This window comes from Caulobacter sp. 73W, from assembly GCF_041021955.1.
Lineage (GTDB): Bacteria > Pseudomonadota > Alphaproteobacteria > Caulobacterales > Caulobacteraceae > Caulobacter.
Genome location: NZ_CP158375.1, coordinates 1,371,504 through 1,395,386, shown reverse-complemented (window position 1 = coordinate 1,395,386; position 23,883 = coordinate 1,371,504). Strand labels below are relative to the sequence as shown.

General features: G+C 68.0%; 26 protein-coding genes. 13 read left to right on the top strand and 13 right to left on the bottom strand.

Annotated elements, in window-relative coordinates:
• Window positions 1-3: 3 nt before the first annotated feature.
• From ABOZ73_RS06660 to ABOZ73_RS06640, 5 genes are read right to left on the bottom strand one after another with little or no spacing between them, the layout of a single operon-like run.
• A complete protein-coding gene (locus tag ABOZ73_RS06660) occupies window positions 4-2,298 on the bottom strand; it encodes a GumC family protein (RefSeq protein ID WP_369061736.1) in 2,295 nt (764 codons plus the stop codon).
• Window positions 2,299-2,301: 3 nt separating this feature from the next.
• The gene (locus tag ABOZ73_RS06655) at window positions 2,302-3,315 is read right to left on the bottom strand and encodes a glycosyltransferase family 2 protein (protein ID WP_369061734.1); all 1,014 of its coding nucleotides are present in this window, start codon (window positions 3,313-3,315) and stop codon (window positions 2,302-2,304) included.
• Window positions 3,302-4,648: a UDP-glucose/GDP-mannose dehydrogenase family protein gene (locus tag ABOZ73_RS06650; RefSeq protein WP_369061733.1), complete on the bottom strand. Its 1,347-nt coding sequence runs from the start codon at window positions 4,646-4,648 to the stop codon at window positions 3,302-3,304. Before ABOZ73_RS06650 ends, ABOZ73_RS06655 begins: the two co-directional genes overlap by 14 nt.
• Before the next feature lie 10 nt (window positions 4,649-4,658).
• On the bottom strand, window positions 4,659-4,859 hold the full coding sequence (locus ABOZ73_RS06645) for a hypothetical protein (RefSeq protein ID WP_369061731.1): 201 nt from the start codon (window positions 4,857-4,859) through the stop codon (window positions 4,659-4,661).
• A 10-nt stretch (window positions 4,860-4,869) separates the two neighbouring features.
• Window positions 4,870-5,586, bottom strand: coding sequence for a sugar transferase (locus tag ABOZ73_RS06640; protein ID WP_369061729.1), 717 nt, complete (start codon window positions 5,584-5,586; stop codon window positions 4,870-4,872).
• 482 nt (window positions 5,587-6,068) lie between these two features.
• Between ABOZ73_RS06640 and ABOZ73_RS06635 the strand changes: the two genes are divergently transcribed.
• The 5 genes from ABOZ73_RS06635 to ABOZ73_RS06615 all read left to right on the top strand — a co-directional run bounded on the left by ABOZ73_RS06635 (window position 6,069) and on the right by ABOZ73_RS06615 (window position 10,109).
• Complete coding sequence (locus ABOZ73_RS06635) at window positions 6,069-6,266, top strand: hypothetical protein (protein WP_369061728.1); 198 nt, start codon at window positions 6,069-6,071, stop codon at window positions 6,264-6,266.
• Window positions 6,267-6,549: 283 nt separating this feature from the next.
• Window positions 6,550-8,007 (top strand): GMC oxidoreductase, encoded by a 1,458-nt coding sequence (locus ABOZ73_RS06630; RefSeq protein ID WP_369061727.1) that lies wholly within the window; start codon window positions 6,550-6,552, stop codon window positions 8,005-8,007.
• Window positions 8,004-8,450 carry a hypothetical protein gene (locus ABOZ73_RS06625; RefSeq protein WP_369061725.1) on the top strand — a complete coding sequence of 149 codons (447 nt, stop codon included), beginning with the start codon at window positions 8,004-8,006 and terminating at the stop codon, window positions 8,448-8,450. The genes ABOZ73_RS06630 and ABOZ73_RS06625 overlap by 4 nt, the downstream gene beginning before the upstream one ends.
• 76 nt (window positions 8,451-8,526) lie before the next feature.
• Window positions 8,527-9,312 carry a hypothetical protein gene (locus tag ABOZ73_RS06620; protein ID WP_369061724.1) on the top strand — a complete coding sequence of 262 codons (786 nt, stop codon included), beginning with the start codon at window positions 8,527-8,529 and terminating at the stop codon, window positions 9,310-9,312.
• Window positions 9,309-10,109, top strand: coding sequence for a metallophosphoesterase family protein (locus ABOZ73_RS06615; protein WP_369061722.1), 801 nt, complete (start codon window positions 9,309-9,311; stop codon window positions 10,107-10,109). Before ABOZ73_RS06620 ends, ABOZ73_RS06615 begins: the two co-directional genes overlap by 4 nt.
• On the opposite strand, the gene ABOZ73_RS06610 is transcribed toward ABOZ73_RS06615, so the two are convergent.
• Window positions 10,097-10,390: a hypothetical protein gene (locus ABOZ73_RS06610; RefSeq protein ID WP_369061720.1), complete on the bottom strand. Its 294-nt coding sequence runs from the start codon at window positions 10,388-10,390 to the stop codon at window positions 10,097-10,099. The genes ABOZ73_RS06615 and ABOZ73_RS06610 overlap by 13 nt on opposite strands.
• 308 nt (window positions 10,391-10,698) lie before the next feature.
• Between ABOZ73_RS06610 and ABOZ73_RS06605 the strand changes: the two genes are divergently transcribed.
• Both ABOZ73_RS06605 and galE read left to right on the top strand, forming a co-directional pair.
• Entirely contained in the window at window positions 10,699-12,672 is a 1,974-nt protein-coding gene (locus ABOZ73_RS06605) for a family 16 glycosylhydrolase (RefSeq protein WP_369061719.1), read from the top strand.
• Window positions 12,673-12,788: 116 nt separating this feature from the next.
• Entirely contained in the window at window positions 12,789-13,910 is a 1,122-nt protein-coding gene (gene galE / locus ABOZ73_RS06600) for a UDP-glucose 4-epimerase GalE (protein WP_369061717.1), read from the top strand.
• A gap of 9 nt (window positions 13,911-13,919) precedes the next feature.
• On the opposite strand, the gene ABOZ73_RS06595 is transcribed toward galE, so the two are convergent.
• Window positions 13,920-14,060: a hypothetical protein gene (locus ABOZ73_RS06595; RefSeq protein ID WP_369061715.1), complete on the bottom strand. Its 141-nt coding sequence runs from the start codon at window positions 14,058-14,060 to the stop codon at window positions 13,920-13,922.
• A 198-nt stretch (window positions 14,061-14,258) separates the two neighbouring features.
• Here ABOZ73_RS06595 and ABOZ73_RS06590 point away from each other — a divergent pair, with 198 nt between their 5' ends.
• Both ABOZ73_RS06590 and ABOZ73_RS06585 read left to right on the top strand, forming a co-directional pair.
• Window positions 14,259-15,182 carry a YdiY family protein gene (locus tag ABOZ73_RS06590; RefSeq protein WP_369061713.1) on the top strand — a complete coding sequence of 308 codons (924 nt, stop codon included), beginning with the start codon at window positions 14,259-14,261 and terminating at the stop codon, window positions 15,180-15,182.
• Window positions 15,183-15,248: 66 nt separating this feature from the next.
• Window positions 15,249-15,722 carry an FKBP-type peptidyl-prolyl cis-trans isomerase gene (locus ABOZ73_RS06585; RefSeq protein WP_369061711.1) on the top strand — a complete coding sequence of 158 codons (474 nt, stop codon included), beginning with the start codon at window positions 15,249-15,251 and terminating at the stop codon, window positions 15,720-15,722.
• A gap of 687 nt (window positions 15,723-16,409) precedes the next feature.
• Here the strand turns inward: ABOZ73_RS06585 and ABOZ73_RS06580 are convergent.
• Complete coding sequence (locus ABOZ73_RS06580; protein WP_369061709.1) at window positions 16,410-16,844, bottom strand: pyridoxamine 5'-phosphate oxidase family protein; 435 nt, start codon at window positions 16,842-16,844, stop codon at window positions 16,410-16,412.
• Window positions 16,845-17,012: 168 nt separating this feature from the next.
• Between ABOZ73_RS06580 and ABOZ73_RS06575 the strand changes: the two genes are divergently transcribed.
• The 3 genes from ABOZ73_RS06575 (at window position 17,013) to ABOZ73_RS06565 (ending at window position 19,437) form a co-directional block, all read left to right on the top strand.
• On the top strand, window positions 17,013-18,899 hold the full coding sequence (locus ABOZ73_RS06575) for an ATP-binding protein (RefSeq protein WP_369061707.1): 1,887 nt from the start codon (window positions 17,013-17,015) through the stop codon (window positions 18,897-18,899).
• 68 nt (window positions 18,900-18,967) lie between these two features.
• Entirely contained in the window at window positions 18,968-19,090 is a 123-nt protein-coding gene (locus ABOZ73_RS06570; RefSeq protein ID WP_369061705.1) for a hypothetical protein, read from the top strand.
• Between the two features lie 134 nt (window positions 19,091-19,224).
• Entirely contained in the window at window positions 19,225-19,437 is a 213-nt protein-coding gene (locus ABOZ73_RS06565) for a hypothetical protein (RefSeq protein ID WP_369061703.1), read from the top strand.
• Window positions 19,438-19,443: 6 nt separating this feature from the next.
• Here the strand turns inward: ABOZ73_RS06565 and ABOZ73_RS06560 are convergent, their stop codons facing one another.
• The 3 genes from ABOZ73_RS06560 to ABOZ73_RS06550 form a co-directional block, all read right to left on the bottom strand.
• The gene (locus ABOZ73_RS06560) at window positions 19,444-19,599 is read right to left on the bottom strand and encodes a hypothetical protein (protein WP_369061701.1); all 156 of its coding nucleotides are present in this window, start codon (window positions 19,597-19,599) and stop codon (window positions 19,444-19,446) included.
• A gap of 57 nt (window positions 19,600-19,656) precedes the next feature.
• The gene (locus ABOZ73_RS06555; protein WP_369061699.1) at window positions 19,657-19,887 is read right to left on the bottom strand and encodes a hypothetical protein; all 231 of its coding nucleotides are present in this window, start codon (window positions 19,885-19,887) and stop codon (window positions 19,657-19,659) included.
• Window positions 19,888-19,969: 82 nt separating this feature from the next.
• Window positions 19,970-20,947 (bottom strand): GlxA family transcriptional regulator, encoded by a 978-nt coding sequence (locus ABOZ73_RS06550; RefSeq protein ID WP_369061698.1) that lies wholly within the window; start codon window positions 20,945-20,947, stop codon window positions 19,970-19,972.
• A 350-nt stretch (window positions 20,948-21,297) separates the two neighbouring features.
• On the opposite strand from ABOZ73_RS06550, the gene ABOZ73_RS06545 reads away from it, so the two are divergent.
• Complete coding sequence (locus ABOZ73_RS06545) at window positions 21,298-22,500, top strand: EAL domain-containing protein (RefSeq protein WP_369061697.1); 1,203 nt, start codon at window positions 21,298-21,300, stop codon at window positions 22,498-22,500.
• Window positions 22,501-22,533: 33 nt separating this feature from the next.
• On the opposite strand, the gene ABOZ73_RS06540 is transcribed toward ABOZ73_RS06545, so the two are convergent.
• Both ABOZ73_RS06540 and ABOZ73_RS06535 read right to left on the bottom strand, forming a co-directional pair.
• Window positions 22,534-23,304 carry a cache domain-containing protein gene (locus ABOZ73_RS06540; protein ID WP_369061695.1) on the bottom strand — a complete coding sequence of 257 codons (771 nt, stop codon included), beginning with the start codon at window positions 23,302-23,304 and terminating at the stop codon, window positions 22,534-22,536.
• Between the two features lie 125 nt (window positions 23,305-23,429).
• Window positions 23,430-23,789, bottom strand: a complete 360-nt coding sequence (locus tag ABOZ73_RS06535; RefSeq protein ID WP_369061693.1) for a response regulator — start codon at window positions 23,787-23,789, stop codon at window positions 23,430-23,432.
• Between the last annotated feature and the right edge of the window lie 94 nt (window positions 23,790-23,883).

The following is a 23,883-nucleotide window of genomic DNA, read 5'->3' as shown; positions in this document are numbered from 1 at the left end:
GGCCTAGCCGGCGTAGTACTTGCGGACCTGCGGGTAGTAGTACCCGGGGTCGCCATAGCCGTAGCGGGACTGCTCGTTCAGATCGACCTGGTTGAGCGCCACGCCGCCGACCACGGCGCCTGACTGCTCCAGGATGCCGATGGCCAACTCCACGGCCCGGCTCGACGTACGGCGCCATTGCGCCAGGAACAGCACCGCGTCGGCCTTCATCGCCAGCAGCCGGGTGTCGGCCACCGCCAGCACCGGCGGGGTGTCGAGCACCACCAGGTCGAAGCGCGCCTCGAGTTCCTCGAGCAGGCCGCTCATGGTCTGGCCGGCGAAGATGTCCTGGGCCCCTTCGACCCCGGCGATGGGCAGGACCTTGGCGCCGCCTTCATCCTCGACCAGCGCCTCGTCCAGCGATGCGCGGCCGGTCAGGACCTCTACCAGGCCCGCCTTCGGCGACAGCCCCAGGGCGCGGTTGAGGCTGCGGCGGCGAAGGTCGCAATCGACCACGACCACGGACATCCCGGCCTGGGCGGCGGACCGCGCCAGGCAAAGGCTGGTGGTGGTCTTGCCCTCGCCCGGCAGGGCCGAGGTGACCGCCAGGGTCTTGACCATGTTGTCCAGCCGCCCATAGAGCAGGGAGGTCCGCAAGGCGCGGAAGCTCTCGGCGAAGGCGGACAGCGGCCGGGCCAGCAGGTGCTGTCCGGGCGTCAGGTTGCGGTCGCGGCGCTGCGCGATGCTGCTCAGCAGCGGGATCGAACCCAGGGCGGCGACGCCGAGCTTGGCCTCCACGTCGTCCGCGGTGGTCAGGCCCTCGTCCATGCCGCCGGCCACGGCCACGCCCGCCGCGCCCACGGCCAGACCCAGCGCCAGGCCCAGGATCAGGTTGAGCGGCACATTAGGCGAGCTGGGGCGGATGGGCGCCTTGGCGCTGGAGGCCACGGCCGCGTTGGCGCCGAGGATGCCGGTCTGGCTGGAGGTCTCGCGATAGCGGGCCAGCAGGCTTTCATAGTCGGCGCGGGCCACCTGGGCGTCGCGTTCCAGGCGGTTCAGATCCACCGCGGCGGCGTTGTTGCCCGCCAGGGTCCCGCGCGCGCCGCCGAGGGTCGCGGCGACGGAGTCCGTGCGGCCGCGCGCCACCTGCACGCGGGCTTCCAGGTTGGACATGACGCGCTTGATCTCGGCCTGGATCTGGGCGTCGATATCGGCCAGCTCCTCCTTTGAGCGGATCAGCAGCGGATGCTTGTCGCCGTAGCGCTGGCGAAGGTCGGCGACCTTGGAGCTGACCGTGGCGCGCTGGCCGCGCAGGCCCTGGATCACCGGCGAGTCGAGCGCCTCGCCCACATCGTCGCCGAGGGAGCCGCGCGCCAGCTGATCGCGGGCGGTGCGCAGGCGCGCCTCCTCGGTGGCCTGTTCGGCGCGGGCCGTGGCGAGTTGCTGGTTGTAGGTCGAGATCTCCTGCTCGGCGATGGTCGCGCCCGAGGCGCTCAGCAGGCCGTTGGCCTGGCGGTAGGCGGCGACGGCGGCTTCCTTGGCGGCCAGCTCGGGCTCCAGCTGAGCCAGGCGGCGGACCAGCCATTGGTTGGCGCTGCTGGTGGCGGCCACCCGACGCTCCACCTGGCTGGCGACGTACTGGGTCGCATAGGCGTTGGCGATGCGCGCCGACATCCGCGGGTCGACCGTGGTCACCGCCACATCGACCACATAGGTCATGCCCGAGCGACGGATCTTGGCCGAACGCTGCACGGTCCCGGCCGCGGCGTCGCGCCCCTGGCGCAGACCCTGCGGCGTGCTGAGCGGCGGCGGCGGGGTGTAGCTGCGGCCGCTCAGGCCGTCGATGAACTTGCGCAGGGGCGAGGGTTCGACCAGCCGAGTGTTGAAGCGCGGATCACGCTCGAGGCCCAGGGTCTGGACGACCCGAAGGGCCATCTCGCGCGACTGCAGGACCTCCACCTGGGTGTCCACCGCCGCCTCTTCGGCGGGCATGGACGGCACCACCAATTCAGAGCGCACCACGCGCTCCGTGCCGGGCTCGAACATCAGCTGCGATATGGCCGTGAACTTGCGCTCGGCGGTGAAGGTGACGAGGGCGGCGATGGCGAACACCACCAGCGCCAGGGCGCTGAACAGCCGGATGTGACGACGGAAGGTCAGCACCAGGCCGCGCAGGTCGATGGCTTCCGACAGCGACTGCGGTCGAGAGGCGGGGCGCGGCCGACGGCGCAGGCGGTTGCCTCCGGCGGGGTTCTGGCCAGGGATCGGATTGCCGTTCGAATGAGCATAGGGCGGCGCGGCGCCTTGGAACGTCTGCATGATCTAGGATCTCGCCTCGGGCTCGGAACGAAGGGGAAGGGCGGCGCGGTCCGGCGCGCGCATCAGGCGGCCGAAGGTGCGCAGCCAAAGCTGCTCGGTCAGGCGGATCGCCAGGAATCGGGCGACCGGCCAGGAGGTGAAGGTGGCGGCCACAGCCGCCGGATCGCGCGCCTTCACCGCATTGATCATCAAGCGCCACTGCAGGCGCTGATCGACGCTGATGCGGCGGCGCGCCAGGGCTCGGCGCTCGGTCTCGCTCAGGGGGCGGATGGCGGCCAGGGCGTCATCACAGTCGCGCAGCCGCAGAAGGTCCTCTTCGGAGTGACGTCCGCTCAGGCTGTCAGCACGGGTGACCGCCACATAGCCCTGCGGCCCGCTTAGGCCCATCCGCGCGCCGTGGGCGAGGGCCTGGATATAGAGGGCGTAATCCTCGCCCAGCCGCAGCCGCTCGTCATAGGCCAGGCCATGCTGGCGCAGGAAGGCCGTGCGGATCAGCGGCTTGACGAAGCCTAGCTCGTCACGCTCGCCGCCCGGGCGGCTGACATTGCCCTCGACGAAGCGCGCCAGGTCGATCGGCTGCACATCATGCGACGCCTCGACCTGTGACGGCGCCTTGCCCGGCGTGGTGCGGATGAGCGCGTCGGCGATCATGTCGTGACCGCTCGCCAGCGCCAGCAGGCGCGCCGTGCGGCCGGGCAGGAGATAGTCGTCGGCGTCCAGAACGCACATCCATGGCATGGTCAGCACCGCCAGGGCGCGGTTGCGCGCGCTGGCCGGCCCCTGGTTCAGCGCCTGACGCAGGATGGTGAGACGACCAGAGCCGTCGTCTGCGGCCCCAGCGGCGGCGATGGTGCCGTCGTCGGAGGCGTCGTCCACCACGATCAGCTGGCCCACCTGCGGCTCGGCCAGGGCGGAGGCGACCGCCGCGCCGATCGTGCCGCTGGCGCGATAGGCGGCGATGATCACGCCGACGACGCCGTCCGAGGGCGGATGCGAGGCGGCGTCAGACGGGCTCATGCGCGTCCTCCATCGCCGCCGCAGGCAGGACGCCGCGGCCAATTCCGGCATAGACGAAGCCCTCGGCCGCCATGTCCTCCGGCCGGTAGATGTTGCGCAGGTCGACGATCACCGGGCGGTTCATGGCGTTGCGGACGCGGCCAAGATCCAGGGCGCGGAAACGGTCCCATTCAGTGACGATCACCGCCGCGTCGGCGCCTTCGAGCGCCTCATAGGCGCCCTGCCGCATCTCCACCCCGGGCAACAACGGCCGGGCGTGAAGCATGCCTTCCGGATCATAGGCGACCACCTTGGCGCCCATGGCCTGCAGCGCGGGCGCCAGGTCCAAGGACGGCGCGTCGCGCATGTCGTCGGTGTTGGGCTTGAAGGTCAGGCCGAGCAGGGCGACCGTCGCCCCCGCCACGGACCCGCCCAGGGCCTCGACCACCCGCTGGGCCATGGCCGCCTTGCGGGCCTCGTTGACCGCGACGGTGGTCTCCACCAGCCGCAGGGGCGACTGCGCGTCGGCGGCCGTGCGCACCAGGGCGAGCGTGTCCTTGGGGAAGCAGGAGCCGCCATAGCCGGGGCCGGCGTTGAGGAACTTTGAGCCGATGCGCTTGTCCAGGCCGATGCCGCGGGCCACCTGCTGTACGTCAGCCCCGACCTTTTCGCAGAGGTCCGCCATCTCGTTGATGAAGCTGATCTTCATCGCCAGGAAGGCGTTGGCCGCATACTTGGTCAGCTCGCTGGTGCGGCGGTCGGTGAACAGCACCGGCGTCTCGTTGAGAAACAGGGGCCGGTAGAGCTCGCGCATCACCTGCTGGGCGCGCGCATCCTCCACACCGACCACCACGCGGTCCGGACGCTTGAAGTCCTCGATGGCCGCGCCCTCGCGCAGGAACTCGGGATTGGAGGCGACGGCGAACTCGGCGTCGGGACGCGCGCGGCGGATGATCGCCTCGATCTCGTCCCCCGTGCCGACCGGGACGGTCGACTTGGTGACCACCACCGTGAAGCGGTCGATAAGGGCGGCGATCTCCTCGGCCGCCTCATAAACATAGGTCAGGTCGGCGTGACCGTCGCCGCGCCGCGACGGGGTGCCCACGGCGATGAACACCGCCTCGGCGCCGGCCATGGCCTGGGCGGTGTCGGTGGAGAATCGCAGGTTCCCGCTGCGGGCGTTGCGGGCGACCATCTCGTCGAGGCCCGGCTCGAAGATCGGGATGTCGCCCGCGTTCAGCCGCGCGATCTTGGCGGGGTCCTTGTCGACACACCACACCTCGTGGCCGAAGTCTGCGAAGCAGGCTCCCGAGACCAGACCGACATAACCCGAGCCGATGACTGCGACGCGCATGGGATGCTCCTTAGGCGGCGGGCGACGCGGGCGACGGCCCGGCGTGCGAAGAGGTGTCGGTGAAGGCGGCGGCGCTGGCGCGCGCATCCTCCAGGGCGGTGTCCAGATCCAGGGCCTGCCCCCCGGCGGCGGGCGCGCCGTCGTGGGCGACCAGCGTCCAGCGCCATCCTTCGGCGTGGACCACGAACAGACTGAAGCGTTCGCCGAGCATGGACGGCCTCCTAATAGGAGCCGTCGGCGCGCAGCACCGCCGGAATGGTGCCCGCGATGATGCGGACATTGACGGCGAGGCTCTTGCTGCGCGCGTACATCACGTCGCAGGCCACGCGGCGGCGGTAGGAGACGTCGTTGCGGCCGCTGACCTGCCACAGGCCGGTGATGCCCGGGCGGACGGCGCAATAGTGGCCGTACCAGCGGCCGTAGCGGGACACCTCGCCCTGCACGATGGGGCGCGGGCCGACGATGCTCATCTCGCCGCGCAGGACGTTCAGCAGTTGGGGCAGCTCATCCAGACTGGACTTGCGCAGAAACAGACCCAGGCGCGTGATGCGTGGATCGTTGCGCAGCTTATGGTCCGCCTCCCATTCGCGGCGAGCCGCCTCGTCCTGGGCCAACAGGGCCTGCAGCCGGGCTTCGGCGTCGGTGACCATGCTGCGGAATTTCAGGCAGGGGAACGTGCGGCCGCCGCGCCCAATTCGTCCGTGGGCGAACATGGCGGGCCCGCCGTCCTGCGACTTGATCAGGCCGGCGATCACCAGCATCAGCGGGGCTATCGCAATCAGGGCCGCCAGGGCGATCAGCACATCCACGGCGCGGATCATCGCCTCTTCAGCGGGATCCAGGCTTCGGCTCCAGGCCCGCGTGCGCCGAAGGCGCGGCGCGCCGCCGAGTTGATCGACGCGTCCGGACAGGCTCGCAGCGCTTTCTACATGGCGCATCGGGCGATCTCCTAGCTTTCGTGGCCGGTAAATCAGATGGGCGGGAGGTTCGCCATAGAATTAGGGCGCGATGAGGGCATCACGTTACGTTTGCTGCTGCAATGCACAATGTATGAAATTTTAATGAGCATGCGCATTTGCTGATCTACGGAACAGCAAAGCTTGGCAGTTAAAGTTATCGGATAAATCAATACTATGGGCGCGCGCGAAAGCGCGCGGCCAAGGCCGCCCATTCAGGGATGTCGTGATTTCCGCAGGGGCAGAACGCTGAGGCCGGCGTCGTGTTCCCGACAAAAAGCGAAATTCGGAAAAACTTTTCGGCCGACGTCGCCAGGGCGCGCGTCAAGGCGGATTTGTCGCGCGCCGTGCGAACCCGCGCGCATTGCGCGCCTATGACGGGAGCCTATAGTCGTGGACGGGATGGGAGCGCACGGCAGGGTCCTTAAAGGCCGCCGGCGAGCAGGAACGGGCGCCAAGAACGAATGAGCAGCCAACCAGGCAGCAGCACCGAGGCGACCGCGACGCCCCCGGCCTCGATCAGCGCGCGTCGCCGTCAGCGCCTTCGTCGCGAAGGCAAGTGGACGAAGCGCCAGACCTTTCTCTTTATCATCGCCAGCATCGCCATCCTGTGGGGCGCCCTGATCGGCGCCGGCTTCGCGGTCTGGCTCTCCGTCCGCTGATCTGTCCCTTACCGTGCAAGGACTCCGTGTCGGAACCGACGGCGATCGACGGCGTTGGCTTGCCGGGTCCGGCGTGAGCTGGGCCATGCAGGAGGCGAGCGCCTAAAGGCTGGACGGAGCCGGGCCACCAAGATCGGGCCCGTCCGGCTTAAGCCTACAGAAGCTTGTGTATTGCTGCTTCGCTGCGCGTTTCTGTGGCGTTTCAGCAAACTCGGTCTGCGGGCGTATTTTGTCTGCAACCCCCTCGTCGTGACCGCGTTGTCGGCCCAAACGGGGGAAGTGGATGGCCAGTGAAACCGATCCCGCGCGCCTGGTCGGGAAACACTTCGATGTCGTGATCATCGGCACCGGCTTCGGCTCGGCGTTTTTCCTGCATCGTCTGCTGGAGGAGCCAGGGCGCCGGGTGCTCGTCCTCGAATGGGGCCAGCGTCACGATCACCAGTGGCAGATGGAGCATGCGGCCAACTCCGCCTTGCCCCATCAGGACACCTACCGCTCCAAGAATTCCAAGCCCTGGAACTACACCATCGGCTTTGGCGGGGGCACCAACTGCTGGTTCGCCCAGACGCCGCGTTTTCACCCCACCGACTTCAAGCTCAACAGCCTGTATGGCGTCGGGGCCGACTGGCCGATCACCTATGATGATCTGGAGCCGTACTACGGGCAGGCCGAGAGGATCATGTCGGTTTCGGGCGACGCGGACATGGCCGCGGTCATGCCGCGGTCCACGCCGTTTCCGCAGCCGCCGCATCATCCGACCACGCCGGACCGCGCCATGAAGGCCGCCCGTCCGCGCGAGCATTTCATCATGCCCACCGCTCGAGCCCGGATCGGCGCCAAGGGGCGCGGGGCCTGCTGCGCGTCGCTTCGCTGCCAGCTTTGTCCGGCCGACGCCAAGTTCACCGTCAACAACGGCATGGCCGAGATCTTCGACGACCCGCGCGTGACCCTCGTGCTGGGCGCGCAGGTGTGGACGCTTCAGGCCGACGCATCGTCGGTGTCGGGCGCGACGTTTCAACTGGACGGCAAGGACGTGACCGTCAGCGGCGACCTTTTCGTCCTTGGCGCCAACGCCATCCAGAGTCCCGCCATCCTCAAGCGCTCGGCCATGGACGGTCCCCTGGTCGGCAAGGGTCTGCACGAAAGCTACGGCGTCTATGTGGAGGCCATGCTGGACGGCATGGACAATTTCGACGGCAGCACCATCACCACCGGCCTGAACTTCGGCCTCTATGACGGGACGTTCCGCTCCGACTATGGCGCCGCGCTCGTCTATTTCGAGAACCGCTGGACCCACGGCCTGCGCGCCGAGCGTGACCGGCATCGCCAGATCCTGCCCCTGATGATCGTGACCGAAGAACTGGTCAATGACGACGACCGGGTGGACATTGACGGCGATGGCGTCGCCCGCGTCCACTACGGCGGCCCATCCGACTACACCCGAAAGGGGCAGGACGAGGCCTTCAAGAAGCTGCCGAAGCTGCTCGAACCTCTGCCGGTGGAGGACATTCAGTTCCGGCGTGAGCGGCCGACGGAATCGCACCTGCAGGGCACGCTGCGCATGGGCACCGACCACGCATCGTCGGTGATCGACGCAGACATGATCCATCACCGCTACCGGAACCTGGCGGTGGTGGGGTCGTCCAGCTTCACCACCTGTTCCTGCGCCAATCCCAGCCTGACCGTGGCGGCCCTGTCGCTGCGCGCCGCCGATCGCCTTGTCTCGAGGAGCCGGGCATGAAGAGCAAGCTTTCTCGCCGGGGTCTGGTGGTCGGCGCCGTCGGCGGAGTCACGGTCGTCGGGCTCGGCGTCGCCGGGCTGGTCGGCTCGGTCCGCTCCACCGATGTGGCCCGGGCGATCCTGAACCGCGTGGTCGGTCCGCTCCGGATGGCGGACACCCATCTGGACGCCGTGATCTATGTCTTCGAACAGCGCGACCCCTTGCCGACAGGTTGGAAGGGCGCGCTGTTGCGGCTGGCGGAGGCGATCCCCGGCGGTGTCGCGGCCTTGGCCAAGGCGCCGGGGCCGGGCCGTCGTCATGGAGAGATCGAGCGCGGCCTGCTGACCACCTTCATGATGACCACCAACTATCTGGAGGAGGGCGCGGCGCCTTCCGCGGAGATCCTGTTCACCGGCGTCCGCGACGCCTGCTCTAGCCCATTCGCCGTGCTGACGCCGCCCTGATCGCTGTTTTTTGGTTCGATCGAGGATCGAACTCGACGCCCGGGCATTAGGCGTCGCGCTGAGGAGTCTCCTGTTCATGGTCCACCCGCTGCCCGCCGACCTGTCTCTGGCGCCCGCCGGTCCGCGTCTGGCCGACCAGGTGGCCGATGACCTGGCTGCGGTCTTTGGGCCGGAAGGCCTGGCCGTGGCGGCCTCTGCTCCCGGCCGTGCGCGTCAGATCGCCATGACCGCCCCGCGCGCCAGGGGCAGGACCCACCTTTCCAGCATCGGGGCCCTGGCGGCGGCGGCCCTGGTCGGGTTGTCGGCGGGGGCCTACCTGACGCCCCGGCCGTCGGCCGCGCCGACATCGAACGTCGTCGCTCCGGTTCAGACCGCCAGCATCGCGCCAGTCTCCGGCGACCTGCGCCCCGTCGTCTCCGCCTTGCGCCGCACTGTCCACGCCGCGCCGACGCCGGCCGAACTGGTGGCGGAGGAGGAGCCGGTCGCCCAGGCCGCCGCGAAGCCGAAGGTGGTCAAGACCGCCCGCGCCGAACCCTCCCGCGCCGTGAGCAAGGTGAAGGCGCGCCCTGAGGCGGCCCGCATCGAGGGCTGCCCCGGGCGGCAGGATCGCCGGGCCTGCTCCCACGCCGACGTCATGGCCGCCGACCGCGGACTGCGGCGCGCCTACGCCCGCGCGACCAAGGCCGGCGTGCCGCGCCCGACCTTGGTCGCCGCCCGGGAGCGGTGGAATGATCTGCTGCGCGCCGCGCCCGACCGTCCGGAGCGCCTGGTCAGCGGCTATCTGGCGCTGAGCGGCGACCTCGCCCGGGCGACCAACGTCGCGCGCGCCGACGGCTCGCCCCGTCGCTACGCCCAGTCATGAGGGCCGCCGCAGCGCAGGTCGCGCCGCAGGCGGATCATCTGCCGCCCTGGCCCGGCGTGGATGGAGAGCTCGTCTATGCGGTCGGCGACATCCACGGCCGCTACGATCTGCTGAAGCTGCTGCTGTACGCCATCGTCGAGGATCATCGGGACGAGGGCGCGGATCGCCGTCCGCTGCTGATCTTCTGCGGCGACTATATCGACCGAGGCCCGCAGTCGGCCGAGGTGGTTGAGGCGCTCGTTCAGCTGCAGCGCCGGCGCGATGTTCAGGTGAACGCCCTGCGCGGCAATCACGAGCAGGCCATGCTCGACTTCATCGAGGACCCCGTGCGCGGCGCTGTCTGGCTGGCCTATGGCGGCGCCCAGACCCTGGTGTCCTACGGGGTGGAGCCGCCCGCCCCCCAGGCGGACACCGCCGCCTATCTGCTTGCGCGCGATGCGCTGCTGGCGCAGATGCCGGCTGCTCACCTGCGCTTCCTGGAGGCCCTGCCCTTGGCCCTGGAGCTTGGCGACCATTACTTCGTCCACGCGGGGGTGCGGCCGGGTGTGCCTTTGGCGCTGCAGGACGATCAGGATCTGCTGTGGATCCGCAAGCCGTTCATCGAGGCCAAGGGGCCGTTCGAGAAGGTGATCGTCCACGGCCATAGCTGGACCGACGACGAACCCACGCTCGGCGACAACCGCATCGGCCTGGATACCGGCGCCTACGCCACCGGGGTGCTGAGCGCCGTGCGGCTGGGTCTCGGCGCGCCCAAGGTGCTGCGGGCGGGGACGGGTTCGCCCGATCAGTTCGAGTAGTAGCTGATGTGCTCGACCCGTTCGCCACGCAGGCGGCGGGCGACGCGGATCATGCGCGGGCGCGTGGCCAGCCACACCGCATAGGCGGCGGTCAGCGCCAGGGCGGCCAGAAGATTCTCCAGGACCAAGCCGGCGATCAGTAGGATCAGCGCCGTGCTGCCCAGCAGGAAGGCGATCGCCCGCAGGTCACGGGCGCGCAGGGCGGGACGTTCCGAGGCTTCGCTCGTCGGCTGCGCCTTGGGCGCGTGCACCGATGCGTGGGGGATTTCGCGCGTCGCCATGAAACCTCGTACCGCTCGCCGCCCCGGCTGACAGGCAATCAAGCCCGCGTCCGGGCGTCAACCGCCAGCTAAACGCACTGGCCTCCAACAGGCTCCGCCGTTGATCTTCCGGCGTCAAAGAACAGTCACGATCGTTGGTGAAATCAGTCTTCACCAATCCGAAAGCTTAATAGCCAAGATGTCGGTCTGGCTGCGACGGCAAGTCGCGCGCGTGATCACAGTCAATTAAGGCCTTTTGTATTATATGAGGCCGCGCGCCAAGGGGGCTTGGCTCGTCGCCATCAACCCGACTTCGAAAGTATCCGCCCGTGGCCTACGCCAAGTTCGGCGGCGCGCTCGCGCCGATCAGCGCTCCTGTGCAAACCAACCTCTACAGCACCAAGGCTGTCGAGACGATCCGAGGAACCGCAAGGGCCGAAGCCCTGTGGGGCGGCGAGGGCGACATCCTCATCGGCGGCGACGGTGACGACGCCTACTACCTGCAAGGCGCCAACATCCGCGTCATCGAACTGCCCAGCGGCGGCGTCGACACCCTGGTCGCGTGGAAGAACGCCAGCCTGGCCGATTACTCTGGCGTCGAGAACATCAAGGTCATCGGTGATAAGTTGTTCGCGGCCGGGGACATGTTCGACAACGTGGTCCAGGGCGGCGACGGCGGGCAGCAGCTCTACGGCGGATACGGCTTCGACTACCTGATCGGCGGCGCGGGCAAGGACACCTTCATCGTCCAAAAGGGCGGGGGCAGCGACGTGGTCGGCGACTTCAACATCGCGGAGGACAAGGTGCGCCTGAAGGCCGGCCTGTGGGACTTCACCCAGGTGCAGGCCCGCCTGTCGCAGCAGGGCGCGGATGCCTGGCTCGATCTGGGCGACGGCGAGGCGCTGATCCTGCGCGGCGTGGAGGCCGGCCGACTGACCGCCGCCAATTTCCAGCTGGAGCTCGACCCGACGCACAAGTCGATCCAGACCTTCGGCGACGAATTCTCCGGCGCGCTGTCGATCCATCACAAGACCCTGGCGCCGGAAGGTGTCTGGCGGACGGACTACCAGAAGGCCGTCAACGACATCACCAGCTATACCCTGACCGGCAACAACGAGCAGCAGATCTATACCTCGCCCTATTTCCGGGGACATGCGGGTGATTTCGCCGAGACGCCGTTCGTCAGCAATCCGGACGGAACCCTGTCGATCTGGGCACGGCCGTCGACCAATCCGGAGATCTTCGGCTACGGCTACACCTCCGGCGTGATCACCACCAAGGGCGGCTTCAGCCAGACCTACGGCTACTTCGAGATGCGCGCCGACCTGCCCAAGGCCGCCGGCGCCTGGCCCGCCTTTTGGATGCTGCCGGCCGACGGCTCCTGGCCGCCGGAACTCGACATCATGGAAGTGCTGGGCGACGACACCCGCACCTACACCACGGCTCACTCCAGCGTCGGCGGCCACACCCAGAGCGGCCAGTCGAACTACACCGCCGCCACCAGCGACGGCATGCATACCTACGGCGCGCTTTGGACGCCGTTCGAGATCGTCTGGTACGTCGACAACGTCGAGGTTTTCCGGTCCGCCACCCCGGCTGACATGAACAAGCCCATGTACCTGATCGCCAACCTGGCGCTGGGCGGTTGGGCCGGCGCGGTGGACGCGGGCGCCCTGCCGGCGGAGATGCGCATCGACTACATCCGCGCCTACGCCCTGACCGACGAGACGCTTCAGACCAGCTTGGCCGCGCGGGCCGAGCACGCCCAGGCGACCGCGATCGTCGGCGGCCCCGGCGACGAGGTCTATACGGTGCAGTCCTCCGACCAGATCATCCTAGAGGCGGAGGGCGCGGGCCGCGACCTGGTCCAGGCCTATGTCAGCTATGTGCTGCCGGACAATGTCGAGGACATGAACCTGCGCAGCGGCGCGGACCTGTCGGGGACCGGCAACGCCCTGAACAACGTCCTGATCGGCAACAGCGGCGCCAACGCCCTGACCGGCATGGATGGCGGCGACGTGCTGGAAGGGCGTGGCGGAAACGACCGTCTGGACGGCGGGGCGGGCGACGACATCCTGATCGGCGGCGCGGGCAAGGACACCTTCGTGTTCAAGGCCGGCTACGGCGTCGACACCATCGTCGACCTGGAGCCGGGCGAGCGGATCGAGATCCACGACTACACCGGCTACGAGGCGATCCAGGTGCTTAATTCCGACGTCTATGTCGGCTTCGCACCCGGCGACATGATCAAGGTGGTGGGTCTCCCCGTCGCTCAGGTTTTGGCCGCGATCAGCTTCGTCTGAAGGCGCCCGCAAGCTTCACCAGGCCTTTGTTGCGCCCTAATTGCTGCACTGCGGAACAAACCCCTTCCAAGTGCGCTCCGGCCTGAACGCGAAGTGTGCGGCGTGAAGGAGGGGCGATGCGGACGGTCCTTGTCACAGGGGGAGCGGGCTATGTCGGCTCCCATACCTGCCTGCGTCTGATGCAGGCGGGGTTCACCCCCGTCGTCTATGACAACCTGTCGAACGGCCACCGCCAGTTCGTCCGCTGGGGGCCGCTGGAAATCGGCGACATCCGGGATGTCTCCCGCCTCAACGAGGTGTTCGCGCGCCATCGTCCGGTGGCGGTCATGCACTTCGCCGCGCTCATCGAGGTGGGGGAGTCCACCCGCGATCCCGGCCAATTCTTCGACAACAATGTCGGCGGCGCCATCACCCTGATCGAGGCGGCCCGGCGGGCGGGCGTGCGCAACATGGTGTTCTCGTCCACCTGCGCCACCTTCGGCACGCCGCGCTCCATGCCCATGTGCGAGGATCATCCGCAGGATCCGCTAAGCCCCTACGGCCGCACCAAGCTGATGATCGAGCAGGCGCTGTGGGACTATGCCCGCTACCTGCAGTTCCACGCCGCCTGCCTGCGCTATTTCAACGCCGCCGGGGCCGATCCCCAGGGGCGCATCGGCGAACAGCACGAGCCGGAAACCCACGCCATCCCCATCGCCATCGAGGTGGCGCAGAGATTGCGGCCGCACTTCACGATCTTCGGCGACGACTATGACACCCCGGACGGCACGGCCATCCGCGACTATGTCCATGTGATGGATCTGGCCGAGGCGCATGTCCTGGCGCTCAAGCGCCTGCTGGATGGGGCGGAAGCCTGCGCCTACAACCTGGGCACCGGTACGGGCACCAGCGTTCGTGAACTGATCGACGGGGTGGCGGCGGTCAGCGGCCGTCCGGTGCCGACCCTGATAGCCGCGAGGCGGGAAGGCGACCCGCCGGTCCTGGTCGGGGACAATCGCAAGGCGCTGAAGGAGCTGGGCTGGTCGCCGCAGCATGACCTGCCGTCGATCCTGGCGAGCGCCTGGCGCTGGCACGAGGCGCGGCGCCAGGCCTGGGATGATGAGAGCGTTCTCAGCCGCCTTAATCCGAGGCAGCGCGCGCGGGCTATCGGGATCGATGCGCCGCGCGACGAAGCGCGGCCTGAGGGCGAGGAACGCGATAGGACGTCGCGCGGTCCGGGACCGTTATGGGCCTCGTGATCGTCGGCCTTAGCTGAGCAGCAGGCGGATCGCCAGGTAGACCGGCGCCCACAGCACGGCCGAGCCGAAGAGGATGAACAGAGCCGAGCGGCGGGCGCTCCAGGCCTGGTCGTCGGCGGTGACTGCTTGAGCTTGGGCGGCGGTCTGCATGGCGGGGCTCCTTGTCCCTCAATGTCCGTCGAGGACAGGTTGGTTGAACCATGCGGGCGCAAACGCGGCTATTTCGTAGAACTACGGCTCGTAGAACTACGGCGCCGCTAGGGGGGGCTCAAGGAAACCGCCGTTCGCCGTCTTCCTGCCCCGATCAGCGGGCAGGCAGGGCGCGGGACGAACGGCCGGGAGAACAGCATGCGCAAGACGGTGATCATCGCCGCCACCCTTCTGCTTGGGACGTCCGCGAGGGCTCAAGCCCTGCCGGAGTCCTTGGAGAAGATGATCCGGGCCGCCGCCGAAAGCGGCGATCCGCGCCTGCTGGAAACCACCGCCGGCCTCGCCCGCAAGACCCATCCCGAACAGATCGGCGAGATCGATCGCCTGGCCGCTGAACTGGCCGGGCAGGTCGCGCCCGAGCCCCCCGCGCCGCCGCCTGTGGCCGTGGTCATTCTGCCCGAGCCCCCGACGCCAAAGCCCTCGGCGGTATGGAAAGGCGAGGCGCGGGCCGGCGGCTCGCTGACCACGGGCAATAACGACAGCGTCGGCGCCACGGCGGGCCTGTCCCTGGCCCGCCAGAGCCCTCTGTGGCGCCACGAGTTCAAGGCGTCGGGCGATTATTCGAAGGAGAACGGCCGCGTCTCCCGCGAGCGTTATCTGGTCAGCCATCAGGTCAATCGCCGCATCGGCGGCCGCGCCTACGCCCTGGCTGTCGCCAGCTGGGAGCAGGACCGCATCGGCGGCTTCGACCGGCGTTTCAGCGAGGCGCTGGGTGTGGGCGTCTCGGCCATCGACCTGCCCGCCTTGGATCTGGATCTGGAGGGCGGGCCCGGTTGGCGGCAGACCTGGTTCGTGGACGGCGCGGAGGAAGAGACCCTGGCGTGGCGCGCCGCGGTGAAGGCCGCCTGGCGACCGCGCGACGGCGTCAGCCTGACCAACGAGACCACCACTTATCTGCAGGACGAGAACAGCACGCTGGCTTCGACCACGGCCCTGACCTTCAAGCTGCTTGGCAATCTGTCGACCCAGGCCTCGGTGCTGGTGAAGCACGAGACCAGTCCGCCGATCCCTCTGGAGAAGACCGACACCACCACGCGGATGAGCGTCGTCTACGCCTTCTGATGTCTCTTTGACCTGAGGCCGCAGGCATGTGAGCTTCGCCTTTCCTCGAAATTTCGAATGGCGCGCATGTCCCCGAAGTCTTCCCGTCTCCTCGCCGCCGCGATCGTGCCGCTGGCCTCGCTCTCCCTGATGGCCGGCGCGGCCCAGGCCGCCCCGAAGCCGGCCGCCGCCGCGCCCCAACTGGCGGGCCAGGTCGCCCTGCCGGCGATCAGCTACACCGTGCTGCAATCGGGTCCGAAGGATGGGAAGCATCCGACGCGCCGCGACACGGTGACGGTGAACTACGAGCTGAAGCTGGCCGACGGGCGGGTGGTGGATTCGTCCTATGCTCGCGGCGAGCCGTCGACTTTCCCGCTGGATAAGCTGATCCCGGCCTGGCAGGTCGTGGTTCCGCTCATGGTTCCCGGCGACGAATGGCTGGTCTTCGCCCCGTCGCAGTTTGGCTACGGCGCATCGGGCAAGGGCGACATCCCGGGCGGCGCCACCCTGTTCTTCAAGATTCACCTGCTGTCCATCGGCGGGGCGCCGGCCGCGCCCTAGTTCGTCTCCCATGAGGGGAGAAGGGGAGGGATGAGGGGGCGCTGGGCTTCAACGGGCGAGGCGCTGCAAGGCAAAGCTCGATCCCTCTCCCTTGATGGGAGAGGGGCAGGGGTGAGGGTGATACGGCCGTTGCGCTGCACGGTCCTCTACCGCCGCATCACCCTCATCCCCGACCCTTCTCCCATCGAGGGAGAAGGGGGATTTGCGAGGACTTATCCGCCCCCTCTGCACCTCCCGTAAGCTCCTGACCGTCCCAATCACGGGAAGGGCGCGCGGCCAGCGCTGTGTCGTGGGGGGATGCGGTCGAGGGAGAAGCGCGACCGTCGGTGGTGAGAACGAGGGGAACGATCCCTGTCTGGACACTGCTCTTGCCCCAAAGCGGCAAGACATCGGCGGCGTGCGACAGGCGGCAGGGGGGGTACTCAAGCGGACCGGGGACTCCCACGCTGAGGGAGCCCGCCCGCCGGAGGCTTCGTCGGCTAAGCGCTAAGAGCGCTGCCTACCGACAGCTCCCGGATAATGACCGTGCGGAGCGGAACGACCGACGTCGAACTTGGCGCCCCAAAACTCACCTCGCCTGACGCAGGTCAGGCCGCTCCGCCGCCCTTCCAACCTTTCGGGTTTTGGCCCGAGAGAACGCGGAGCCATGCCTGCCTCCCTCCTCGATAGGAGAAGGGGGGAAGGGCTTCACACCGGGATCTCGCCCTCGTCCTCGCCATCCCAGTAGTGGATGAGCGAGGCGTGGACCTTGATCAGCACCAGGCCCGGCGTATCGACGCCCTGTTCGAACCAGCGCTCCAGGTCCTTGTCCCAATGCTCGGCGAACCGCGCCTTGTCGCGGATCAGCTCGCCGCGTCCCTGGACAGCGATGAAGATCGGCGGCTTGCCCAGCAGGCCCTTGGAGCCCGCGAAGGACAGGGCGACGTTGGGATCGGCGCTGATCTCCTGCACGGCGCTGGTGGACTCCAGGGCGAAGAACCAGCTGTCGCCCTCATAGTCCACATCGCGGTTGTTGCTCATCGGGCGGCCCGCCAATCGACCGTCGGCGGCGTGGGTGAACAGCATCGTAAAGTCGATGTCGCGCATCTTCTCGGAGATGTCGGAAAGGGTCATCCGGGCCATGGGGGTCCTCATCAGGATGGATCGAGCCGCGAAAGGCCCGGCCCTGATGAAGCCGTAATGACCGATCACGGTTCCGTCATGCACACACAGGATTTCCGGGAAATGGAACCGTGGCTGATGCGTTTTGTATGTTCCAGCACATTGCCTCTTGAGGCATGAAGACGCGCCATGAACCTGCCTATTCCCAGGAACTCGCGGGCCCTCGCCAACGGCCTGACCCGCGCCGAGCTTGACCGTGCCGCCGCCATGGCCGCGCGGCTGCTCGATGCGCCGCGAGGACAGGTGATCGTGGCCGGCTCACCGGATGTGACGCCGATGGCGGCGCAGGTGATGGCCCTGGGCGAAGGCGAATTGCTGGTCATCAGCGCGGAGGACCGCCGCGACGGCGAGCCCGGCCTGTTGGTCGGCGCGGCGCTGGTCGCTTCCGGCGGTCAGGCGCTGGGCGCTCTGATGGTCAGCGATGACCAGCCGCGTCCGCGCCCCGACGCGGACGTTCTGGATCAGTTCCGTCTTCTGGCTCGCATGGCCGCCGCCCAGATGCAGCGCAGCGATCTGGAGCGCGTGCTGCTGGCCGCCGAGGCGGGGCAGATCGGCGTCTGGGAATGGGACTTCGGCAGCGAGGAGCTGCGCTGGGACGAGCGCATGTTCGCGCTCTACGGCCTGCCCAACAACGCCGCCCCCGCCATGGAGGTGTTCAAGAACTGCCTGCATCCGGAGGACCTGGACAAGCTGGTCAACGCGGTCGAGGGAGCGTTCGATCGGACCGGGCCGCTGGAGTCGGAGTTCCGCATCATCCGCCCGGATGGCGAGACCCGTGTCATCCGCGCCTTCGGCATGATCCGCCGCGACGCCCAGGGGCTTCCCTTCGCCCGGGTAGGCTGCAACTGGGACGTCACCGAGCGCGTCATTCAGAACGAAGCCCTGGCGGCCGCGCGCGCCGTGGCCGAACAGGCCGCCGCCGCGCGTTCGCAATTCCTGGCCAATATGAGCCACGAAATCCGCACGCCGCTCACCGCGGTGATCGGCTTCTCGGCTCTGATGAGCGACCGCAACGACCTGGCGCCGCAAGCTCGCCATTGGGTCGATCGCATCGCCCATGCCAGCAAGGTGCTGCTGGGGCTGGTCAACAATGTGCTGGACCTGTCGAAGCTGGAGGCGGGCGAGACCAAGATCTACCGCCGTCCGGCCTCGCCGGAAGCGGTGGTGCGCGACACCGCCGACCTGCTGTGGCCGCAGGCCGACGCCAAGGGACTGACCCTGGGGGTGCGGATCGATAGGCCTCTGCCCGAACAACTGCTCATAGACGTCGAGCATGTCCGGCAGATGCTGCTCAATCTGGTCGGCAACGCGGTGAAGTTCACCGACCTCGGCGGCGTGACGGTGACGGTCGCCTATGATGACGTCGGCGAAATGCTCAGCATTGATGTCATCGACACCGGGCCTGGGATGACGGCGGAGGAGTGCGCCAAGCTGTTCCAGCGTTTCTCGCAGGTCGACGCCTCCTCGACCCGCCGTCATGGCGGCACAGGCCTGGGTCTGGCGATCTGCAAGGAGCTGGCCGAGGCCATGGGCGGTTCCATCGCGGTGGAGAGCGCGCCAGGCGTTGGCTCCACCTTCCGTCTTCGGCTGCCCGCGCCGCCCTCGATGCTGGTGAAGGCGGCCGAGAGCGATACGCCTTACGCCGACCTGGCCAAGGCTCGCGTTCTCGTGATCGACGATCACGCCGTGAACCGTGAACTGGCGCGCACGATCCTGGAGGCCTGCGGGGCCGAAGTGGTCGAGGCGGCCAGCGGCCAGGCCGGGGCGGACGAGGCGGCCTGGACGGATTTCGACGTGATCCTGCTCGACATGCGGCTGCCGGACATGGACGGGCCCGCGGTGTTCGACGCCATACGCTCCAAGCCCGGACCCAACAGGGACACGCCGATCCTGGGCTTCTCGGCCAATGACGAGGACATCGCCGGCCAGTCGCGCGACTTCGCCGGCTGGATCGCCAAGCCGGTGGAGGCGGCGAGCTTCACCCAGGCGGTTTCGGCGGCCCTCCCGATCACGTGATCGATCACACGAACCGCTGGCGAAACCGTGACTAGCGTGTGAGCCGCCCGGCGTGATGTGCTCTGGTCATGCAAACGATCGCTAAAACCCTGAAGATTGACCCCGCCATCGTCTCGGACGCCTTGGCCGATCTGGTCACCCTGTCGCTGTTCGTGGCCTTCGCCGCCGCGGTGATCACCTCGGTCACCTGAGGTCTCTGAAATCGGCGGATGTCTTTTTCCGCCGTTAAGGCTCCGGTCACCGACGCAGCGAAGACTGTCATCCGCACGTCAACGTTCGGATCGACATGTCAGCGTTCAGTCCCGCTTTCGACCACGGAGCCGCCTTGCGCGTTCCCGCCCCCGCCGATGGCCTGGGGTGGAGCCGTCTCCTCACCTGGCTGGGCTGCGCAGGCCGCCCCAAGGGCGCTCATGGACTTGTAGAAGTCGCCACTCCCGGTGGGCCGGCTGTCGCCGCGCCGGGTGACTGGATCGTGCTGTCTGCTGGCGGCGACTATCACGTGGCCGTGGTTCCGCAGCCTTCGGGCCGCGCGTCCTGATTCTCTTCAGTCGTCCCGCGATGCGAGCGGGTCCTGACCGGTGAGCTTGATGATGTGGTCACGCTGGCGTTTCACGCCCTCACGCTGGTCGTCATCGACCGGCGTCCGCGCGGCCGGAGCTTGAACCGGCTTCTCATCCTTCGAAGTATCGCGATCATCCACGGCGGGGCTCCTTCCGTCGCCTGAAACGATGCGCGCGCCGCCTGTGTTCCGGCCCGACTAGTGGTAGCGCGCTGCTCCAAAGCCGTTCGCGAGCGGGTCGCGCGCCTCGTCGCTGCCGCCCTCAATGCTGAACAGACGCAGGGCCCCCGCGAACACTTCGATCCGATCGCAGCCCGGAAACTGGCGCAGCAGCAGGCTGACCATGTCCAGAACCTCGCCGCCGCGCGGCAGACTGGTCATCTCGATGGGGGCGTCGTCGCCCGGCATGAAAACCTGGAGTCGGTACATGGCGGTCCCGTTGTTCTCGCCCTTCGAGATAGGCGGGACAGGATCTCGAACCCATTCGGTAGAAGTACGGTAGGCCGTCGGATCAGCCTCCGGCCAGGCCTCGCGGCTGGGTTTTCAGGGTGCGAAACGACGACGGCGTCATGCCGTGGCTGCGCCGGAAGGCGCGGGAGAACTTGTTCGCGTCGACCAGGCCCACGGCGGTGGCCACCTGCTTGATCGGCAGGCCCTGGCCCAGAAGGATCTGGGCCTGCTGCAGGCGCAGCGCCTCCACGAAAGCCGCCGGGGTCTTGCCCGTGGCGGCGGAGAACTTGCGGTGGAAGCTGCGCACCGACTGGCCGGCGCGCCGGCTCAGGGTCTCCACGTCCAGCGGTGAATCCAGGTTGCCGAGCATCCAGCGGATCAGCTCGCCATAGCCGTGGCCGCCCATGTCCGGGGCGGGCGCTGGGGCTCGCGCGCCGGCACGGGGCTCATAGACCATGCGCCGGGCGACCGCGCGCCCGATCTCGCCGCCCAGGTCCGCCTCGATCATCGCCAGGGCCATGTCGATGCCCGCGGTCACGCCGGCGGAGGTCCATAGGCGGCCCTGATTGATGAAGGTGGCCCCGGGCTCGATCGTCACTTCGGGGTGCAGGCGATCGAAGACCTCGACGAACTCCCAGTGGGTGGCGATGCGGCGGCCGCGCAAAAGGTCCAGCTGCGCCAGGATCAGGGCGCCGGATGAGATGGCCCCATAGCGCTCGCACCCCTCAAGTGCGGTCATGGCCCACGGCCGCAGTTCCGGGGCGGCGGCCGCGGCGAGGAGATGGTCGAGATTGGGAGCGCCGCCCACGAGAAAGGCGCCCGTCGACATGTCGCCGACCTCGGACAGGGCGACCGTGCTGATCTCCATCCCGCAACTGCTGCGGATCGTTCCGCCCGCCGCGGAGGCGACGACCACGGCGTAGGCGGGATTGAGCAGTTCCTGATTGGCCGTGCCGAAGGCTCCGGCCGGGCCGCTCACGTCCAGGACCTCAACGCCGTCGAACGCCAGAAGGACAACCTTGCGATTCAACGCAGCCATAGATGTGGAAGGGCCTCGAGCGATGAGATTTAGCGGCGGATATAGCCAGTAAATGGCGGGACGTTCTGTCGCAGGGGCAAACTATCGAGGAACGTTGGTAGTTCAAGGAGGCCGGCTACTCATCTGCTGCTTTGGCAGAAAGCGACGAAGAATTGGCATAAAGGTCGGCTTGGCGCGATGGTTTTAGTCGCAGATGCTGACAACAAGGGGCATTGAACACTTCACCAAACAACCGTGTTATGCCAAAGACGCCTTCAATATTATCCTGAAAAGCAACGATCCAGGACTAGCGAGCGTTGGATTGAAGGCGCAAACTTAAGCGCGGCATGGTTGTGGTCTTGGAGGGCGCTGTGGCTCGCAGGGCGAATTCAGTTGTCGGTTTTCCACGGTCTCGCAAGGCCGCGCCCCCGGCCGGCGAGCCCCAAGCCTTCTTCCTGCGCATAACCAATCTCGGCGACATCAGCGCGGCCTTCGGCGAGTCCGGCCTTGTCCGTGTGCTGTGGGCGGCGTGGAGCCGTGTCGGCGCCATACCCTGGGCGCGACTGGCGCAGGGGGCGATGGAAGTCGACGGCGTCCTGTTCCGCCTGGCGACGCTCGACCCCGACCCTGGTCCGGCCTGGCGCGAGGACGTGCTGCGCGCCGTCTGCGCCGAGCCAGTGGAGGTGGGCGACGTCCTGGTCATGCCCGCGGCCGAGATCCTCGACGCACATTATTTACAGACCGCCGTCATGCCGGCCCGGACGCGAAAGGCTCCGGGCGAGGTGTGGCTGAAAGACATGGCCGCCGCCGCCGCCGTCCACGCCGCCGTGGCGCAGGAGCGCCTCGAGTTCCGCTTCCAGACGGTGCGATCCGCCGATGGAGCGACCACGCTTTACGAACCCTGGACCGTGCTGGTGGCTGATGGCGAAGATCGGCGCACGGATCTGGAGACCTTCCGTCCCGGGATAGAGAGCCTGGGCCTGAGCCGCTATATCGACTGGCGTCTGACCCGGCACGCCATCGCCTTCCTGCGGCGCGTTCCCGAGTTGAAGCTGGGCTGCCCATTGTCTGCGGCCAGCGCGCGCCTCGATGACTGGTGGGTCAGCATTCTGACGGATCTGGCCGCCGATCCCGACCTGGCCAAGCGGCTGGTTCTGGAGGTGCGGCCGATCCCCCGCGAGATGGTCGAGGAGGCGCAGATCTTCATCGAGGCCGTCCAAGGGCTTGGCGTCCGCTGCGCGTTGCAGGGCGTCGGCGTCGAGATCACCCTCGATCAGGCGCGCCGCGCCGGGGCAAGCATCGTCAAGCTGGAGACTCCCAGCGCCGAGGGGCCGGCCGAGACCCTACGCGCCTTCGTCGACGCCGCCCAGACCGTGACGCCGAACGTCATCATCCCTGGCGGCGGAGACCGCGCCGTCGCCGCGCGGGCGCGTGCGGCTGGCGCGCCGTGGATCGAGGGGCCTGCCGATCCCCGGCGCGACGCCAAGGCGGCGGCCCGTGCGGCCGGCACCTCGCTCGAGGGGCTCTACGCCCGCTGGATGGCCGTGCGTTCGGACGAGTCCCAGGCCGGCTGATCGAGGGATGGAACCAAACCGTCCCGCCGCCGCTTATGGCGGCGCATGACCGACATCCTCGAACTTCGCGCCATCGCCGAACAATCGCGCCGCAAGGCCGCGCAGATGCCCGATGGCGCGGCGCGAGGCGTGCTGGAAGTCATGGCCCGAGAGATGGACCGCGACGCCGATCTGATCGAACGCGAAGAACGGACCTGGGCCGGGCGTGAACGCCGGTTTCAGGCCAGCGCCGGCGCCTAGGCGGCCATCCGGCGAGCCGAAGGCGTTCCGCTCACCTGGAACCGCTCCACCAGGCGCTTGAGCATGCCCACCTCGCGCAGCAGGGACTGGCTGAAGTTCGAGGAACTGCTGGCCATCGCTGTTGTGCTGCGTGGTCTGGTCCATCTGGTTCACCGCGATGTTGACCTCGGAAAGACCGGCCGCGTCATGGACGGGGCTCGCCGCCAGCTTGGTGCCGATCGCGCGGCCGCCATCGACCTCCAGGACGTTGGTGGCGATCCGGGTGTCGCCCATGAACACGGTGGCGACGCCGCCGACCAGCTCTTTGATGTGATCGACAGAGGCGATGTCGCCGTTGAGGGGCTCGCCGTTCGCCAGCAACTGGTCGCCTTGCCGCGAGAAGGTGGCGTGGCGTCCGCCGATGGCGTCCCAGGCGACCCGCATGCTGGTTTCCTGCTGGGCCACCGCCTGGGTCTTGGCGAAGTCGAGGGAGTTCTTGGCCACGATCAACAGCAGTGAAGGCAGCAGAATCAGGAAGGCGGCCACGACCGTTAGGCTGACCTTGGTGGAAATATCTGAGGGCATTTGTCCGATCTGGGGGAAGAACGACGCGCCCAGTCGGCCCTGGACCGGTGGATTTGAGCTTAACGCAACGTCAACCTGAGCGGTTCGGCGGAGATCGCGACGCTAGGTTGCAGCGCGTGGGAGGATCAGGCGGCGATCGCCGTCATCAGCGCCATCATCTGTTCGGGAAGATACGGCTTGGGCAGGAACTGGCCGTGTTCGGGCAGTTCTTCCGGACGCGGCTGCTCGTAACCCGAGGTCAGGACAACCATCAGGCCGGGACGCCGTTCACTGGCCAGCCGGGCCAGCTCAAGTCCGTCCATCCCTGGCATGTTGATGTCGGTGAACAGTATGGATACCGCCTCGTCGCCGGCCAGGACCTGCAACGCCTCGGCGGCGCAGTCGGCTTCGATGACGCGGTAGCCGGCGTCCTCGAGGGCCGCGGCCGCCACCATACGAACAAGGACGTCATCCTCGACGATCAGAATGGGGGCGGCAGTCTGCATGCCGAATGGAGCGCTCTGGCGGTCCATCGGTTCCGAAGAATTATCTTAACAATGCGTAAAGGTTGAAGGTTCCGCGACCGGGCGCAGCCCGGCC

Excerpts from the sequence above, each read along its gene's own strand:
- ABOZ73_RS06645 (WP_369061731.1), bottom strand. The coding sequence starts at position 4,859 with ATGCTCGGCGAACGCTTCAGTCTGTTCGTGGTCCACGCCGAAGGATGG.
- ABOZ73_RS06640 (WP_369061729.1), bottom strand. The coding sequence starts at position 5,586 with ATGCGCCATGTAGAAAGCGCTGCGAGCCTGTCCGGACGCGTCGATCAA.
- ABOZ73_RS06620 (WP_369061724.1), top strand. The coding sequence starts at position 8,527 with ATGGTCCACCCGCTGCCCGCCGACCTGTCTCTGGCGCCCGCCGGTCCG.
- ABOZ73_RS06655 (WP_369061734.1), bottom strand. The coding sequence starts at position 3,315 with ATGAGCCCGTCTGACGCCGCCTCGCATCCGCCCTCGGACGGCGTCGTC.
- ABOZ73_RS06575 (WP_369061707.1), top strand. The coding sequence starts at position 17,013 with ATGAACCTGCCTATTCCCAGGAACTCGCGGGCCCTCGCCAACGGCCTG.
- ABOZ73_RS06615 (WP_369061722.1), top strand. The coding sequence starts at position 9,309 with ATGAGGGCCGCCGCAGCGCAGGTCGCGCCGCAGGCGGATCATCTGCCG.
- ABOZ73_RS06635 (WP_369061728.1), top strand. The coding sequence starts at position 6,069 with ATGAGCAGCCAACCAGGCAGCAGCACCGAGGCGACCGCGACGCCCCCG.
- ABOZ73_RS06555 (WP_369061699.1), bottom strand. The coding sequence starts at position 19,887 with ATGTACCGACTCCAGGTTTTCATGCCGGGCGACGACGCCCCCATCGAG.
- ABOZ73_RS06595 (WP_369061715.1), bottom strand. The coding sequence starts at position 14,060 with ATGCAGACCGCCGCCCAAGCTCAAGCAGTCACCGCCGACGACCAGGCC.
- ABOZ73_RS06580 (WP_369061709.1), bottom strand. The coding sequence starts at position 16,844 with ATGGCCCGGATGACCCTTTCCGACATCTCCGAGAAGATGCGCGACATC.
- ABOZ73_RS06660 (WP_369061736.1), bottom strand. The coding sequence starts at position 2,298 with ATGCAGACGTTCCAAGGCGCCGCGCCGCCCTATGCTCATTCGAACGGC.
- ABOZ73_RS06540 (WP_369061695.1), bottom strand. The coding sequence starts at position 23,304 with ATGCCCTCAGATATTTCCACCAAGGTCAGCCTAACGGTCGTGGCCGCC.
- ABOZ73_RS06535 (WP_369061693.1), bottom strand. The coding sequence starts at position 23,789 with ATGCAGACTGCCGCCCCCATTCTGATCGTCGAGGATGACGTCCTTGTT.
- galE (WP_369061717.1), top strand. The coding sequence starts at position 12,789 with ATGCGGACGGTCCTTGTCACAGGGGGAGCGGGCTATGTCGGCTCCCAT.
- ABOZ73_RS06550 (WP_369061698.1), bottom strand. The coding sequence starts at position 20,947 with ATGGCTGCGTTGAATCGCAAGGTTGTCCTTCTGGCGTTCGACGGCGTT.
- ABOZ73_RS06625 (WP_369061725.1), top strand. The coding sequence starts at position 8,004 with ATGAAGAGCAAGCTTTCTCGCCGGGGTCTGGTGGTCGGCGCCGTCGGC.
- ABOZ73_RS06610 (WP_369061720.1), bottom strand. The coding sequence starts at position 10,390 with ATGGCGACGCGCGAAATCCCCCACGCATCGGTGCACGCGCCCAAGGCG.
- ABOZ73_RS06585 (WP_369061711.1), top strand. The coding sequence starts at position 15,249 with ATGTCCCCGAAGTCTTCCCGTCTCCTCGCCGCCGCGATCGTGCCGCTG.
- ABOZ73_RS06590 (WP_369061713.1), top strand. The coding sequence starts at position 14,259 with ATGCGCAAGACGGTGATCATCGCCGCCACCCTTCTGCTTGGGACGTCC.
- ABOZ73_RS06630 (WP_369061727.1), top strand. The coding sequence starts at position 6,550 with ATGGCCAGTGAAACCGATCCCGCGCGCCTGGTCGGGAAACACTTCGAT.
- ABOZ73_RS06650 (WP_369061733.1), bottom strand. The coding sequence starts at position 4,648 with ATGCGCGTCGCAGTCATCGGCTCGGGTTATGTCGGTCTGGTCTCGGGA.
- ABOZ73_RS06570 (WP_369061705.1), top strand. The coding sequence starts at position 18,968 with ATGCAAACGATCGCTAAAACCCTGAAGATTGACCCCGCCATCGTCTCG.